The organism is Streptomyces sp. LBL (assembly GCF_029893585.1).
Taxonomy (GTDB): Bacteria; Actinomycetota; Actinomycetes; order Streptomycetales; family Streptomycetaceae; genus Streptomyces.
Window position 1 is genome coordinate 1 of the sequence record NZ_JARXYX010000034.1, and the last position, 14,314, is coordinate 14,314.

The window sequence follows — 14,314 nt, forward strand, 5'->3', positions numbered from 1 at the left end:
CCACGGATTCCCGACCGAACCCCGTGCCGCGTAGCGGCACAGCAACAAGTCGAGAAGGCCAGAATCCTCGGGCTTCAGCCCGAGGTGCAAGTCAATCCGCGCTCTGTGCCGTGGACGCCGTCGCCTGGAGCCGGCTCAGGACCGTCGCGGGGTTGCTGTTCGGGGCGACGGCCTGGCCGATCCGCTCCTTGATGTCCGCGCTGACCTGCGCCCAGGACGTCTGCCCGACGGGGTACAGCTCGGAGACGGGCAGCTCGTCCAGGAACGGCTTGAGGTCCGCGTCCTGCTTCGCGCCGCTCATGACCTGGGACGCGGAGTTGGTCACCGGCAGCAGGTCGTACTCGCGCGAGAAGTCGAGGACGTTCCTCTTGTTGTACACGAAGTCGAGGAAGTCACCGGTCTGCTCGGCGTGGCCGTTCTTCCTGAACGCGGTCATCCAGTCGGCGACGCCCATCGAGACCTCGCTGGGCCCGTGGGCCCCGGGCATCGGCACCATTCCGTACGTCACGCCCTTCTCGGCGGCCGACTTCATCAGCGAGGGATGCCCGTTGAGCATGCCGACGTCCCCGGCCGCGAACGCGGCGAACGCGTCGGCGCGGTTGAGCCTGCCGGGCGCGACCGGCCCGGTCAGGCCCTTGGCGACGAGGTCGTTCTTCAGCCAGTTGAAGGTGGCGACGTTCTCCTGGGAGTCGAGGGCGTAGCCGCCGCCCGCCCGGGTGTAGCCGCCCCCGCCGCTGACCAGCCACTGCATGGTCTCGGCCTGCGCCTCCTCCCGCCCGAGGGGCAGCGCGTACGGGTACTTCACGCCTTCCGCCTTCAGTGCCTGCGCGTCGGCGGCGAGTTCGTCCCAGGTCTTCGGGGCGTCGAGGCCGGCCCGGGCGAAGAGGGTCTTGTTGTAGAAGAGCACACGCGTGGAGGCCGCGAACGGGATCCCGTACTGCACGCCCTCGACCTGTCCGGCCTCGGCGAGCTGGGCGACGAAGTCGGCCTGGGTGCTGATGGAGAGCAGGTCGTCGGCCGAGTAGAGGAGGCCCTTGGCCGCGTAGTCGGCGTACGCGCCGATCTGCGCCATGTCGGGCGGGTCGCCGGCGTCGGCCATCTTCTTGACCTTGCTGTCGACGTCGTTCCAGGAGTAGACGGTGACGTCGATCTTCACGCCCTCGTGCTTCGACTCGTATTCCGCGGCGAGCTTGTCCCAGTACTTCTGGGAGCTGTTCCCCTTGGTGTCGCCGTAGTCGGCGGCGACCAGTTTCAGGGTCACCTCGCCGGAGCCCCCGGTGAGACCCCCGGTGAGGCCGCAGCCGCCCAGGACCGCTGTCATACCCAGTGCGGACACCACCGCGATCGTTCCCGTCGCACGTCGCCGCTGCACTGCCAACCGCCAAAAGATCACTGATCGAACTCTCTAAAGTTCATACATATTGCCTCGTCAAGGTCTACACCACGTAAGTGGACTAGACCTCTCAAGGGTACTGGGGTCACACTGTCCCCCGTGAGACATGTCATCGCCCTCGATGTGGGCGGCACCGGGATGAAGGCCGCCCTGGTAGGGGCGGAGGGTCAGCTCCTGCACCGGGCCCGCCGCGCCACCGGGCGCGAGCGCGGACCCGACGCGGTCGTCGACGGCATCCTCGACTTCGCCGCCGAGCTCAGCGCGTACGGCGCCGAGCACCACGGCGGTCCGGCGGCGGCGGCCGGTGTCGCCGTCCCCGGCATCGTCGACGAGGAGCGGGGCATCGCCGCGTACGCGGCCAACCTGGGCTGGCGGGACGTACCCCTGCGTGAGTTGCTCGGCGCCAGGCTCGGCGGTATCCCGGTCGCGCTCGGGCACGACGTGCGCACCGGCGGTCTCGCGGAGGGCCGGATCGGCGCGGGCCAGGGAGCCGACCGCTTCCTGTTCGTGCCGCTGGGCACCGGTATCGCGGGCGCCATCGGCATCGCGGGCCGGGTCGAGGCGGGCGCGCACGGCTTCGCCGGGGAGATCGGCCACATCGTCGTACGGCCCGGCGGGGCCCCCTGTCCGTGCGAGCAGCGCGGTTGTCTGGAGCGGTACGCGTCGGCCGCGGCGGTGAGCGAGGCGTGGGCGGCGGCCTCCGGGGACCCGGACGCGGACGCGGCGGACTGCGCGAAGGCCGTCGCGTCCGGCGACCCGGACGCCGTACGCGTGTGGCAGGACGCCGTCGACGCGCTCGCCGACGGCCTGGTCACCGCGCTCACCCTGCTGGACCCCCGCACGCTGATCATCGGTGGCGGCCTGGCCGAGGCGGGGGACACCCTGTTCACGCCCCTGCGGGACGCCGTCCGGCAACGGGTCACGTTCCAGAAGCTGCCGTCGATCGTCCCCGCGGCCCTGGGGGACACGGCCGGCTGCCTCGGTGCGGGCCTCCTGGCCTGGGACCTGCTCGACACCGCACTGCCGACGCACGACACCACGGCTACGACGCTCGACACCACACTCACGACGCTCGACACCACGCCTAGGACGCTCGACACCACACCTACGACGCCGGAGGAATCCACGTGACGGCAACCCCCCCAGGGGCGCGGGACGAGGCATCACACGGCTCCGCCGCGTGGGCGCGACCGGCCACGACGAGCCCGCAGCCCGCAACCGGCAAGGCCCCCCTCGTCCTCTCCGGCGCCCATGTGGTCCTCCCCACCGGAACCGTCGAAGACGGCCGAGTGATCGTCGACGGCACCCGCATCACCAGCATCACCAGCACCACCACCACCGGCACCACCGGCACCACCGGCACCACCCCGGAAAACGCCCGGGTCGTCGACGTGAGCGCCCACTGGCTGGTGCCCGGCTTCGTCGACCTCCACAACCACGGCGGAGGCGGAGCCTCCTTCTCCGGTCCGGCCGAGGACGTACACAAGGCCATCCACGCCCACCGGCTGCACGGCACCACCACCCTCGTCGCCTCGACCGTCACCGACGACATGGACGTCCTGGTCCGGCAGGCCGGGCTGCTGTCCGAGCTGGCCGAGCAGGGCGAGATCGCCGGGATCCACTTCGAGGGGCCGTTCATCTCGCCGTGCCGCAAGGGCGCGCATGCCGAGGAGCTGCTGCGCGACCCGGACCCGGCGGAGGTGCGCAAGCTGATCGACGCGGCGCGCGGCCGGGCGAAGATGCTCACGCTCGCCGCCGAACTGCCCGGCGGCATCGATTCCGTACGGCTGCTGGCGGAGCACGGCGTGATCGCGGCGATCGGGCACACGGACGCGACGTACGAGCAGACCGTGGAGGCCATCGAGGCGGGCGCCACCGTGGCGACCCACCTCTTCAACGCGATGCCGACGCTCGGCCACCGCGACCCCGGCCCCATCGCGGCCCTGCTGGAGGACGAGCGCGTCACCGTCGAGCTGATCAACGACGGTACGCACCTCCACCCCGCCGCCCTGGAGCTGGCGTTCCATCACGCGGGCCCGGACCGGGTGGCGTTCATCACGGACGCGATGGACGCGGCCGGCGTCGGTGACGGCCGCTACCTGCTCGGCCCGATGGAGGTCGACGTCAGCGACGGCGTGGCCCGCCTGGTGCAGGGCGGCTCCATCGCGGGCTCCACCCTCACCCTGGACCGCGCGTTCAAGCGGGCGGTGACCATCGACCGCCTCCGGGTGGAGGACGTGGTCGCGGCTCTGTCCGCCAACCCGGCCCGCCTCCTGGGGATGTACGACACCGTCGGTTCCCTGGAGCCCGGCAAGGACGCCGACCTGGTCCTCCTCGACGCCGACTTCGCCGTGAAGGGCGTGATGCGTCGCGGCGAATGGGTGGTCGATCCCCAACTGGGATGATCTGTCCCGCTGTCGGGGACGGCGGTTGTGCTGAGAAACTGGGCCGGCCGCCGTCCGTTTGACATGATCGACTCACCGGACGGCTGGACAGCTGGACGGCCGGACGGCCGGACGTCGTGCGGCAAGCGCTCACTGCAGTCTTCTTCGGGGGAGGTCGAACCGGTGATCCTCACCGTCACGCTGAACACCGCTCTCGACATCACCTATCGCGTACCGTCCCTGCGCCCGCACTCCTCCCACCGGATCACCGAGGTGACCGAACGGCCGGGCGGCAAGGGCGTGAACGTCGCCCGGGTGCTCGCGGCCCTCGGACACGAGGTGACGGTCACCGGCTTCATGGGCGGCGCGACCGGACGCGCGGTGCGGGAGCAGCTCACCGCCGTACCGCGGCTGGTGGACGCCTTGGTCCCGGTCGGCGGCCAGACCCGGCGCACGATCGCGGTCGTGGACGAAACGACCGGTGACACCACCCAGCTCAACGAGCCCGGCCCGACGGTCACACCGGCCGAGTGGTCCGCCTTCCAGGAGGCGTACGAGGATCTCGTCCCGTCGATGTCCGCGGTGGCCCTGTGCGGGAGCCTGCCGCCGGGGGTGCCGGTGGGGGCGTACGCGGGGCTGGTCCGTACGGCGAGGGCGGCCGGTGTCCCCGTACTCCTGGACACCAGTGGCGAACCCCTGCGCCGCGGGGTGGCCGCGCGCCCGGACGTCGTGAAGCCGAACGCCGACGAACTCGCCGAACTGACGGGCTCCCACGAGCCGTCGCGCGCCACCCAGGACGCCCGCCGACGGGGCGCCCACGCGGTCGTCGCGTCCCTCGGCTCCGAGGGCCTGCTCGCGGTGACCCCGGAGGGCCGCTGGCGTGCCGCCCCGCCCGCCCGTGTCCACGGCAACCCCACGGGCGCCGGCGACTCCGCGGTCGCGGGCCTGCTGTCGGGTCTGGTGGAGCGACTCCCGTGGCCGGACCGACTGGCCCGCGCGGTGGCCCTGTCCGCGGCGACGGTCCTGGCTCCGGTGGCGGGGGAGTTCGACCGCGCGGCCTACGAGGAGCTGCTGGGGCGGGTGGCGGTGACGGGAGAGGTCAGCGCGGCCTGAGCGGCATCTCTCCGCTCTCCGCTCTCCGCTCTCCACACGAGGGTGACCGTCCCGTCGGGCACCGGCACGGTCACGGACGGTGCCGGGCCGCCAGGGCCTGTCCGAACAGGCCCTACTTCTCGACCTGTCCGGCCTTCAGCCACAGCTGGTCCAGCAGGACGTCGCACTTGTCGCCGTTCTGGCAGGAGAGGCTGATGGTGTTGGTGCCCTCGGCGAGGGTCGGCCACGCGTACGTCTGCGTCCAGCCCTTCGCGTAGTCGCCGTCGCCGGCGCGTGCGAAGTTGCTCAGGTTCATCTTGTTGCCGAACACCTTGCCGTTGACGGTGAGCGTCATCTCCTGGTCCTTGCCGGGGACGCTGTAGCCCGCGAAGAGGGTGTAGGTGCCTGGCTTCGGGATGCCGTTGACGCTCCAGGTGATCTCGGAGCCGACCGTGTTGAGACCCGTGACGTAGACGCCGCCCTCGGCGCTGGCGCCCTCGACGTCCGAGGCGGTCACCGCACCGCCCGCGAGCCGCAGCAACTTCGCGTCGGTGGTCGGCAGTTCGGCCTCGCTCGCCTTGCTGCCACTGGCTGACGGGCTCGGCTCGGAGCTCTGCGACGTGGTCGGCGTCGTCGACGCCTCGTTGCCGCCCGCCTTGTCGTCGTCGTCGTCGCCGCCGTTCATCATGGCCACGCCGATGCCGATGACGACCGCGGCGACCACCGCGATCGCGCCGATCAGCAGACCCTTGGTGTTGGGGCCGCGGCGGCCACCGCCGCCACCACCGCCGCCGTGCGACGGCTGCTGGGTGGGGGCACCGCCCGGGAAGCTCTCGGGAGCCGCGTAGTGCGTGTTCGACTGGCCGGGGGCGGCCTGGCCCTGCTGCGGGACCTGCCCGTAGGGCGCGGTCGCGGCGGCCGGGGCCTGCTGGCCGTACTGCCGCTGGCCCACCGCCCGCGCCCGCTGGACGGAGTTCGGGTAGCCGTAGCCGACACTCGACGGCGGCTGGGCGCCGTTGGCCTGCCCGTCCTCGTAGAGATAGCCGAACGGGTCGTCGTCCTCGGGCGTGCTCGCGCCGTTGTTGCCGGCCGTCATCCCTAGGTCTCCTCAACAGGTGCGGTGCGGTGCGGATGCGTTGTGCGGTGAGAAGGGCGAGCCTACCTGCTCCCGATGGCCCGAACAGGTGACTCGGATCGCATCATTTCGTTGACCTGGGACTCATCCCGCGCGTCTGTGCTGTTTGGGACGGGATCGTTTCTCGATGTACATCCGCTCGTCAGCGGACTTCAGCACTTCGTCGGCCGTCATGCCGCAGTGTGCCCAGCCGATGCCGAAGCTGGCGCCGACCCGCACGGCCCGGCCGTCGATCCGGATGGGCTGGATGATCTCGTTGCGCAGGCGTACGGCGAGGTCCTGGGCGTCGGCCCGGCCGAGGCCGTCGGCCAGCACCACGAACTCGTCGCCGCCGAGCCGGGCCACGGTGTCGCCGTCGCGGACGCCCCGGGACAGCCGCCCGGCGACCTCGATGAGCACCGCGTCACCCGCGTTGTGCCCGAACCGGTCGTTGATCGACTTGAAGCCGTCGAGGTCGCAGAAGAGCACCGCGAGCCCCTTGGTGCCGTCGTCGAGCTCCCCCTGGGGGGCGACGGTGTGCACATGGTGGTCGTACGCATCGAACGCCTGGACGACGCCCTGCCGGAAGTCGTCGAAGCCGTGCCTGTCGGCGTCGAAGCCGTGGCTGTCGGCGTCGAAGGCGGAGTGGTCGCCGTAGGCCGCGTCGATCGACGCCGGCTCGCCCGGGTGCGTGGCGCGCCGGCACAGGCGCGAGGCGAGCCGGGAGCGCAGCTCGGCGGAGTTCGGCAGGCCGGTGAGGGAGTCGTGGGACGCGCGGTGGGCGAGTTGGAGCTCGCGGCGCTTGCGCTCCTCGATGTCCTCGACGTGGGTGAGCAGGAAGCGGGGTCCGTCGGCGGCGTCGGCCACGACGGAGTTGCGCAGGGAGACCCAGACGTAGGTGCCGTCGCGGCGCCCGAGGCGGAGTTCCGCGCGGCCGCCCTCCGCCGAGGTCCGCAGCAGGGTCCCGATGTCCTCGGGGTGTACGAGGTCGGAGAAGGAGTAGCGGCGCATCGCGGACGCGGGACGGCCGAGCAGTCGGCACAGGGCGTCGTTGGTGCGCAGGATCCGGCCGTGCTGGTCGCCGCCCATCTCGGCGATCGCCATGCCGGAGGGGGCGTACTCGAAGGCCTGGCGGAAGCTTTCCTCGCTGGAGCGCAGGGCCTGCTGCTCCCTTTCGAGCCTGACCAGTGCGCGCTGCATGTTGGCGCGCAGGCGCGCGTTACTGATCGCGATGGCGGCCTGGAACGCGTACATCTGGAGCGCCTCGCGCCCCCACGCGCCCGGCCTGCGGCCGTTGCGGGGCCGGTCCACCGACAGTACGCCGATCAGTTCCCCGCAGGAGCCGCCGCGCGAGGCGGGCGTGTACATGGGGGCGAAGAGCCGGTCGGAGGGGTGCCACTCGTCCTCGAAGCGGGGCGCGGGGCCGTCGGTGTACCACTGCGGTACGTCGTCGTCGTCGAGGACCCAGCCCTCGGTGTGGGGTATGAACACCAGGTCGCCCCAGTGCTCGCCCATGCTCAGCCGGCGGTCCCAGGAGTCGCGGGAACCGACCCGCCCGGTGATCAGCGCCTCGGCGGCGGAGTTGCCCGCGAAGGCGGCGACCACGAGGTCGCCGTCGGGGCGGGCGAGGTTGACGCACGCCAGCTCGAACCCGAGAGCCTGCACCACGCCCTCGGCGACCGTCTGCAGAGTGTCCGCCAGGCTCCGGGCCGTGTTCAGGTCGGCCATGACCTGGTGCAGCTGTCGCAGGGAAGAAAGACGGACGTAGGGTTCCGACTCGGTCTCCATGCTCGCCCTCCCCCCGAGACCTCGCAGCGAATCAAGGGTTCTCTTCGGCGCTTCTCATCGGTGGTGCTCCTGCATCGTCCCCGCCACTGAATCACAGCGTGCTGCCCACTCGGTACACAGGGTCAACAATTACCGCCCCTTGTGACTCAAGTCACAGCAAAAGATGAACAATTGGATGGGGTTTTTGTGCCTTTTTTGTGCGTTTACTGAACGCAATTTTCTGCGGATGTGAAGGTCGTGCAGACGGGACACAGAGCGTACACAAAGGAACTCGGCTCTGCCGCGCGGAAACTCCGCCATGAGTCCTAGGACCGTGATCGGCCCGAGGCCCGATGCGCCGCGCGCGGGGCGGAGATTAGCGTTTCCGGCGTGCCCAACACTCCCCTTGTCGCATCCGCCACCGTCCCCCCGCCCGCCTCCGGGCATGCTGTGGGGGTGAGCAACGACGAGTTCCGCGCCGCCATGTCCCGGTTGGCCGCCGGCGTGGTCCTGGTGACCGCGCGGGAGGCGTCCCTCGACCCGGACGACCCGCAGGCGCCCGTCGGCGAGGACGTCGGCATGACGGCGACGGCGTTCCTGTCGGTCTCCCTCGACCCTCCCCTGGTACTGGTCAGCCTGCGCACGGGCGCCCGCATGGACGACCTGCTGGACGATCAGCCCCTGTGGGCGGTGTCGGTCCTCACCGAGAGCCAGCGGCACCTCGCGGGCCGCTTCGCCATGAAGGGCCGCATCAGCGACCGCCTCCTCTTCGAGGACATCCCGTACGTCCGCGGCGAGGCGAGCGGCGCTCCCCTGCTGGGCGGGGCCCTGGCCACCCTGGAGTGCCGCACGGAACAGCGCGTGACAGCCGGCGACCACACCCTGGTCATCGGCCGCGTCCTGACGGCGGCCCTGCCGAGCGGGGACGGCAGCCCGCTGCTGTATTTCCAGGGGCGTTACCGGAAGTTGGGGTGAGGGGGCGAGAAGGAAGAGGGGGTGAGGGGTGGGGGTGGGAGGTGAGGGGTGAGGGAAAATCCGTGGCCGCCCGTCGAACGTCGACTTAGGGTCCCCGAATGACATCGACGCCCGCACTCCGCCTCGAAGAGGTCACCGCCCGCAATGTCGAGGCCGCGACGGACATCCGGGTCCGCCCCGAGCAGGAGGACGCGGTCGCCCCGGTGATGAAGTCCCTCGCGGAGGCGTACGTCCATCCCGGCGTCGCCTGGCCCCGCCTGATCGTGGACGGCGACCGTCCCGTCGGCTTCCTCATGGCCTTCTTCGACATCGACTGGAACGAGGACGGCACGCTGTTCCGCTCCGGCCTGTGGAGGCTGAACATCGCGGCGGCCGAACAGGGCCGGGGCTACGGCCGGTTCGCCGTGGAGTCCGTCGCGGCCGAACTCCGCCGGCGGGGCGCCAAGGAGATGTACGTCACCTGGCAACCCGGACCGAACGGCCCCGAGAACTTCTATCTGGGGCTCGGTTTCCGGCCGAACGGGGAGACCAGCGGGGGCCAGACCGTCGGAGTGCTGGAGCTGTCCTGACCGGCACCATCAGGGCGATCAGGGCGGGACTGTCGCCCCCCAGCCGCGGCACGATCAGGGTCGGGCCCTCACCCCCAGCCGCGGCCCGACCGTCCCCGCTTGGTGTCCGAGCGTTGTTTCTTCTCGCGCAGGCGGCGTTCGTTGATGCCCCGGGGGATGCGGGTGGCCCGGCGCGGCTTGGGCGGCGGGGCCGTCGCCTCGGCCAGCAGCGAGGCCAGGCGTACGGCGGCGGTCTCGCGGTTGCGCCACTGGGAGCGGTGCTCGGAGGCGCGGACGGTCACCACGCCGTCCACGAGCCGCCCGGCCAGCTCGGCCATCGCCCGCTGCTTCCACACCTCGGGCAGGGCCTCGGTGCGGGCGAGGTCGAAGCGGAGCTCCACCTGGGTGTCGCTGGTGTTGACGTGCTGCCCGCCCGGCCCCGACGACCGCGAGAAACGCCAGATGAGCTCCGCCTCGGGGAGTGAGACGGAGCCGCGGATGAGATAGGGCCCGGACATGCTGTCCATGTTCCCGCCTCTGACCGGTCCACGTCACCCGAATATCTCTTGGTAAAGAAAGTAAAGACACGGGGAACCTTGGACACCCCTCGCCGCGTTCAAGGGGGTAGCTGTAGCTTCGTGCGCGTCAGACAACGAGGGAAGGACTCCCAACAATGGCTGTAAGCCTGTCCAAGGGTGGCAACGTCTCGCTCACCAAGGAGGCTCCGGGCCTGACCGCCGTCACCGTGGGCCTCGGCTGGGACGTCCGCAGCACCACCGGTACGGACTTCGACCTCGACGCCTCCGCGATCGCGGTCAACACACAGGGCAAGGTCTACTCCGACGCCCACTTCGTCTTCTTCAACAACAAGCAGACCCCGGACCAGACCATCGTCCACACCGGTGACAACCGCACCGGCGAGGGCGCGGGCGACGACGAGGCGATCAACGTCAACCTCGCGGGCCTCCCGGCCGACGTCGACAAGATCGTCTTCCCGGTCTCGATCTACGACGCGGAGAACCGCTCGCAGAACTTCGGCCAGGTCCGTAACGCCTACATCCGTATCGTCAACCAGGCCGGCGGCGCCGAGATCGCGCGCTACGACCTGTCGGAGGACGCGGCGACGGAGACGGCGATGGTCTTCGGCGAGCTCTACCGCAACGGCGCCGAGTGGAAGTTCCGTGCGGTCGGCCAGGGCTACGCCTCCGGCCTGGTCGGCATCGCCCAGGACTTCGGCGTCACCGTCTGACGCACACCGAGCCCTACGGGAACCCCCGGCTTCGGCCGGGGGTTTCGGCGTCCTGCAGGACAGGTGATCGGGTGATCGGGCCCGGTCAGGTGGCCGGAGCCGCCGACTGCGGTCCGGCTGAGGTCCGGCTCGCTGTCCATGCGATCCGGGTGCCCGGATTCCCTCCACCGGCTGAGATGCCCGGATCCCTCCACCGGCTGAGATGCCCGGATTCCCTCCACCGGCCGAGATGCCCGCACTCCGCGCGGTAGGTTGCCCGCGTGTTCCTGACCTCTCTCGCGCTCAGCCCGGACCACGACATCCCGGCCCCGCTCCTCACCGAACTCACCGCGCTCTACGCCGCCAACCGCGAGTTCCAGGCCCTCAGCGGTGACTTCCCGGACCCGGACGACATCCGCCCGGAGCAGGTCGCGAGGGCGCTCGCGGAGGAGTTGGCGCATCCGGAAGCAGAGGTGCTGCTCGCCCGCAGCGAGGGCCGGCTGGTCGGCGTCGCGATCACCCTCGCCCACCACCCCGACCCGGCCGACCCGGACCCGTGGATCGGCCTGCTGATGGTGGCGGCGGACATCCACCGGCAGGGCTACGGACTGCGGTTGGCCTCGCTCGTGGAGGACCGCTTCCGGTCCGCGGGCCGCACAGCCGTACGCCTCGCCGTCCTCGACGGCAACGACCGGGCCCTCGCCTTCTGGACATCCCTCGGCTACCAGCCGATCGCCCACCGCCCGGACCGCGGAAAGGGCCGGCCCTGCACGGTGTTGCGCAGAACGTTGAACGAGGTCTGATGGGCAGCGACTCACTTCGCGTGAACCGCTGTCGGATGTCAGGCCGCGCCGTCTGGACGCTGAAGGTCACTCAGCGAGGGTGAGTGAACGAAGGTCAGCGTCCAGCATGCGGATCAACTCACCAACCCGTCCGCCGCCGCTCGGCGCCACCGGGAAGCGTTTGAGCACGTCAACGACGGTTGGTGTCGCACAATGCACCGTCTGCTCAAGGGTTTCGGCACCAACGCTCCGATCGTCGCCGGCGACGAGTTCGGCTGCTCTGGCCGCGTAGGCGCCAGCGCCGAGAATGTGCTTGACCTGGGTGGCCTTGGCCAGCGGATGCAGGTAGGCGGCGCCTGCCGCAGACATCGCTGCCCACGCTGCCTCGCGGCCAGCCGCAGTGTCCGCGCTCTTGGCCGCTTTGAGGGCCGCAGAGGCTGTGTCGCGCAGAGATTTTCCGCGTTCGCCGCCCCGAGCGAACTCCCACGCGGCACTGATAGCGCCTCGAGGGCGCGAGTCGTCCGGCTGATCGGCCTCGAATATCTCGAGCACCGACTCCGCACACACCACGGCGAACGCGGCGACCTCACGAAGGTCCTGCTTGCTCAGAACGATCTCGCTCGCGTCCCCTGTCACGGTGCCATCTTCCACGATTACGCTGGACAGCTGCGGTAGGGGTGGCTTCGGGCCGCCATGCCGACTGGCTCCCCAGCAGATCGGATCACCGAATTGCTGAACCAGCTCGGGATCCAGCATGCACCGGATCGTAGAAGGCCACCCGGACACAGCCAGAGGATGCCCGGTCAACCCGGCGAACCCATGTGGTCACAGCGCTAGGTCAGTCCCGTGCCGCCGCCAACGCCGCCCGCAGGTGGCCGCCGGAGGACTCCAGCAGCCGGGCGGCCGTCGGGCCGTCGAGCCCGGCGAGGATCGTCAGGATGGCGTGCTTCACCTCGCCGTCGGTGGCGGCGAGGGCCCGTTCGATCTCGTCGTCCGGCGCACCCGTGGCAAGGGCGACGATACGGCGGGAGCGGGCGCGGAGCTTGTCGTTGGAGGCGCGGACGTCGACCATCAGGTTCCCGTACGTCTTGCCCAGCCGGATCATCGTGATCGTCGACAGCATGTTGAGGACCAGCTTCTGTGCCGTGCCGGCCTTCAGGCGGGTGGAGCCGGTGAGCAGTTCGGGTCCGACGACGATCTCGATGCCATGCTCGGCGGCCGCCGCGAGGGCGCTGTCCGCGTTGCAGGCCAGACCGATGGTCAACGCGCCCTGCGCGCGGGCGTGTTCCACCGCTCCGATGGCGTACGGGGTGCGGCCGGACGCGGAGACGCCGACCACCGTGTCGACGCCGGTCAGCGCGAGCGCGTCGAGGTCGGCGCGGGCCAGTTCCGCCGAGTCCTCGGCGCCCTCGACCGAGGTGACCATGGCCTCCGGTCCGCCGGCGATCAGTCCCACGACCAGTTCCGGGTCCGTGTTGAACGTCGGCGGACACTCGGAGGCGTCCAGCACACCGAGCCGCCCGGCGGTGCCCGCGCCCGCGTAGATCAGCCGCCCGCCGTGCGCCATCCGCTCGGCCACGGCGTCGATGGCGGCCGCGATCTGCGGCAACCGCTCCCCGACCGCGGCGGGCACGGTGGCGTCCTCGGAGTTCATCAGCCGGGCCATGTCGAAGGTGGGCAACTGGTCGATGTCGGCGAGCTCAGGCCGGAAGGCCTCGGTGGTGAGGGATTCCAACTGGGTCTGGAGGTCACGGGGATCGGAGGCTGAGTTCATGATCGGAGGCGGCTCTTTCCCGTACACGGTGCGCTGTCTTGTCTACAGGGGTGGCAGGGGGTGCAGGGGTGGCAGTGGTGGCAGGGGCTGCAAGGGTGACATGGGCGGAATGGGCTGCAGGAGTGGCATGGACGGAATCAGTGGAATACGCGGAATGGGCTACAGGGGCGGTCATCGCGGCTACCGGCGGTGCCGGTGCGCCAGCGCCTCGTACGACGCCGACAGCGCGGGCGCCGCTGTCTCGTACGTCCGTTGCGCCACCCCCACGAACAGACAGTCCACCACCAGCAGCTGACTGGTCCGCGACGACATGGCGGCCGGCCGCAGTTCACTCTCCCGCGCGGTGGACGTCGTCAGGATGTGGTCGGCGTACTGGGTCACCGCACCGTCCGGCCGTCCGGTGATCGCGACCGTCGTGGCCCCGTGCTCGAAGGCGACCCGCAACGGCTCGATGACGTCCCCGGTGGATCCGGAGTGGGTGATCGCGATGGCGACGTCCCCGGCCCGCAGCTGTACGGCGTTGGTCACCGCCAGGTGGGGGTCGCTGTGCGCGTGCGCCATCAGCCCTATCCGCAGCAGTTTCTGGGTGAGGTCCTGGGCGACCAGTCCGCTCGCCCCCACTCCGTACACATCGGTCCGCCGTGCCCCCGCCAGCGCGGTGACGGCCGCTCCGAGCTGCACGGTGTCCAGGCCGGCCGCCGTGTCCGCGAGGGTCTGCTGTTCGTCGTAGGCCAGTTTCGCGACGACGTCGGCGATCGGGTCGTCGGCCGCGATGTCCGTCGTGATCGCGGGCGCGCGGCCGGACTGCTGGTGGGCGGCGAGGCCGGCCAGCGCGAGCCGCAGGTCGCGGTAGCCGGGGTAGCCCAACAGCCGGGCGGTGCGGACGACCGTGGCCTCGCTGGTGCCGGTGAGTTCGGCGAGGCCGGTGACCGTGAGGGCCGCGCAGCCCGCCGGGTCACTCGCGACGGTCTCGGCGACCCGCTGCATGGAACGGGTCATCGACGGGGCCAGGGTGCGCACCTTGGCGGCGAGGGCGGCGGGCGGGGGTGGGGCGGCACCGGTGCCCGCGCCGTGGCCGGAGCCCTGGCCGAAAGTTTCCTTCACTTCGCGCATCACACGTGAAAGATATTTTCGGGTGGGTGTGGGGTCAAGAGTGCGCACAATGGGTGCATGGACCCCTCCAGTGACCACACCGGCGACCCCGCCGACGACCCAGTCGGCGGCCCCGCCGATGCCCCCACCGGCGCCCCCGTCGGC

The 14,314-nt window shown here is 70.8% G+C and carries 14 protein-coding genes; 7 read left to right on the forward strand and 7 right to left on the reverse strand.

Going from position 1 to position 14,314, the window contains the following annotated elements:
- Positions 1-91 precede the first annotated feature (91 nt).
- Positions 92-1,321 carry an extracellular solute-binding protein gene (locus tag M2271_RS33230; protein ID WP_280891211.1) on the reverse strand — a complete coding sequence of 410 codons (1,230 nt, stop codon included), beginning with the start codon at positions 1,319-1,321 and terminating at the stop codon, positions 92-94.
- Between the two features lie 171 nt (positions 1,322-1,492).
- Between M2271_RS33230 and M2271_RS33235 the strand changes: the two genes are divergently transcribed.
- The 3 genes from M2271_RS33235 to M2271_RS33245 all read left to right on the forward strand — a co-directional run bounded on the left by M2271_RS33235 (position 1,493) and on the right by M2271_RS33245 (position 4,890).
- Positions 1,493-2,524: an ROK family protein gene (locus M2271_RS33235; RefSeq protein WP_280891121.1), complete on the forward strand. Its 1,032-nt coding sequence runs from the start codon at positions 1,493-1,495 to the stop codon at positions 2,522-2,524.
- A 122-nt stretch (positions 2,525-2,646) separates the two neighbouring features.
- Positions 2,647-3,798, forward strand: coding sequence for an N-acetylglucosamine-6-phosphate deacetylase (gene nagA, locus M2271_RS33240; protein WP_280891212.1), 1,152 nt, complete (start codon positions 2,647-2,649; stop codon positions 3,796-3,798).
- A gap of 162 nt (positions 3,799-3,960) precedes the next feature.
- Positions 3,961-4,890 (forward strand): 1-phosphofructokinase family hexose kinase, encoded by a 930-nt coding sequence (locus M2271_RS33245; RefSeq protein WP_280891122.1) that lies wholly within the window; start codon positions 3,961-3,963, stop codon positions 4,888-4,890.
- 112 nt (positions 4,891-5,002) lie between these two features.
- Here M2271_RS33245 and M2271_RS33250 read toward each other — a convergent pair whose 3' ends face one another.
- A complete protein-coding gene (locus tag M2271_RS33250; protein WP_280891123.1) occupies positions 5,003-5,965 on the reverse strand; it encodes a carbohydrate-binding protein in 963 nt (320 codons plus the stop codon).
- A 123-nt stretch (positions 5,966-6,088) separates the two neighbouring features.
- Positions 6,089-7,771, reverse strand: coding sequence for a diguanylate cyclase CdgB (gene cdgB / locus M2271_RS33255; RefSeq protein ID WP_280891124.1), 1,683 nt, complete (start codon positions 7,769-7,771; stop codon positions 6,089-6,091).
- Between the two features lie 369 nt (positions 7,772-8,140).
- On the opposite strand from cdgB, the gene M2271_RS33260 reads away from it, so the two are divergent.
- Together M2271_RS33260 and M2271_RS33265 are read left to right on the forward strand one after the other, a co-directional pair.
- On the forward strand, positions 8,141-8,725 hold the full coding sequence (locus tag M2271_RS33260; RefSeq protein WP_280891126.1) for a flavin reductase family protein: 585 nt from the start codon (positions 8,141-8,143) through the stop codon (positions 8,723-8,725).
- A gap of 98 nt (positions 8,726-8,823) precedes the next feature.
- Positions 8,824-9,294 (forward strand): GNAT family N-acetyltransferase, encoded by a 471-nt coding sequence (locus M2271_RS33265; RefSeq protein WP_280891127.1) that lies wholly within the window; start codon positions 8,824-8,826, stop codon positions 9,292-9,294.
- A 68-nt stretch (positions 9,295-9,362) separates the two neighbouring features.
- Here the strand turns inward: M2271_RS33265 and arfB are convergent, their stop codons facing one another.
- The gene (gene arfB / locus M2271_RS33270; protein ID WP_280891128.1) at positions 9,363-9,800 is read right to left on the reverse strand and encodes an alternative ribosome rescue aminoacyl-tRNA hydrolase ArfB; all 438 of its coding nucleotides are present in this window, start codon (positions 9,798-9,800) and stop codon (positions 9,363-9,365) included.
- Positions 9,801-9,946: 146 nt separating this feature from the next.
- On the opposite strand from arfB, the gene M2271_RS33275 reads away from it, so the two are divergent.
- Positions 9,947-10,522, forward strand: a complete 576-nt coding sequence (locus M2271_RS33275) for a TerD family protein (RefSeq protein ID WP_280891130.1) — start codon at positions 9,947-9,949, stop codon at positions 10,520-10,522.
- A 260-nt stretch (positions 10,523-10,782) separates the two neighbouring features.
- Positions 10,783-11,304 (forward strand): GNAT family N-acetyltransferase, encoded by a 522-nt coding sequence (locus tag M2271_RS33280; RefSeq protein ID WP_280891131.1) that lies wholly within the window; start codon positions 10,783-10,785, stop codon positions 11,302-11,304.
- 66 nt (positions 11,305-11,370) lie between these two features.
- On the opposite strand, the gene M2271_RS33285 is transcribed toward M2271_RS33280, so the two are convergent.
- From M2271_RS33285 to M2271_RS33295, 3 genes are all read right to left on the reverse strand, one after another.
- A complete protein-coding gene (locus M2271_RS33285) occupies positions 11,371-12,039 on the reverse strand; it encodes a putative immunity protein (protein WP_348539210.1) in 669 nt (222 codons plus the stop codon).
- An 82-nt stretch (positions 12,040-12,121) separates the two neighbouring features.
- Positions 12,122-13,057 (reverse strand): N-acetylmuramic acid 6-phosphate etherase, encoded by a 936-nt coding sequence (gene murQ / locus M2271_RS33290; protein ID WP_280891132.1) that lies wholly within the window; start codon positions 13,055-13,057, stop codon positions 12,122-12,124.
- Positions 13,058-13,237: 180 nt separating this feature from the next.
- The gene (locus M2271_RS33295) at positions 13,238-14,170 is read right to left on the reverse strand and encodes a MurR/RpiR family transcriptional regulator (RefSeq protein WP_280891214.1); all 933 of its coding nucleotides are present in this window, start codon (positions 14,168-14,170) and stop codon (positions 13,238-13,240) included.
- Positions 14,171-14,314: the final 144 nt, after the last annotated feature.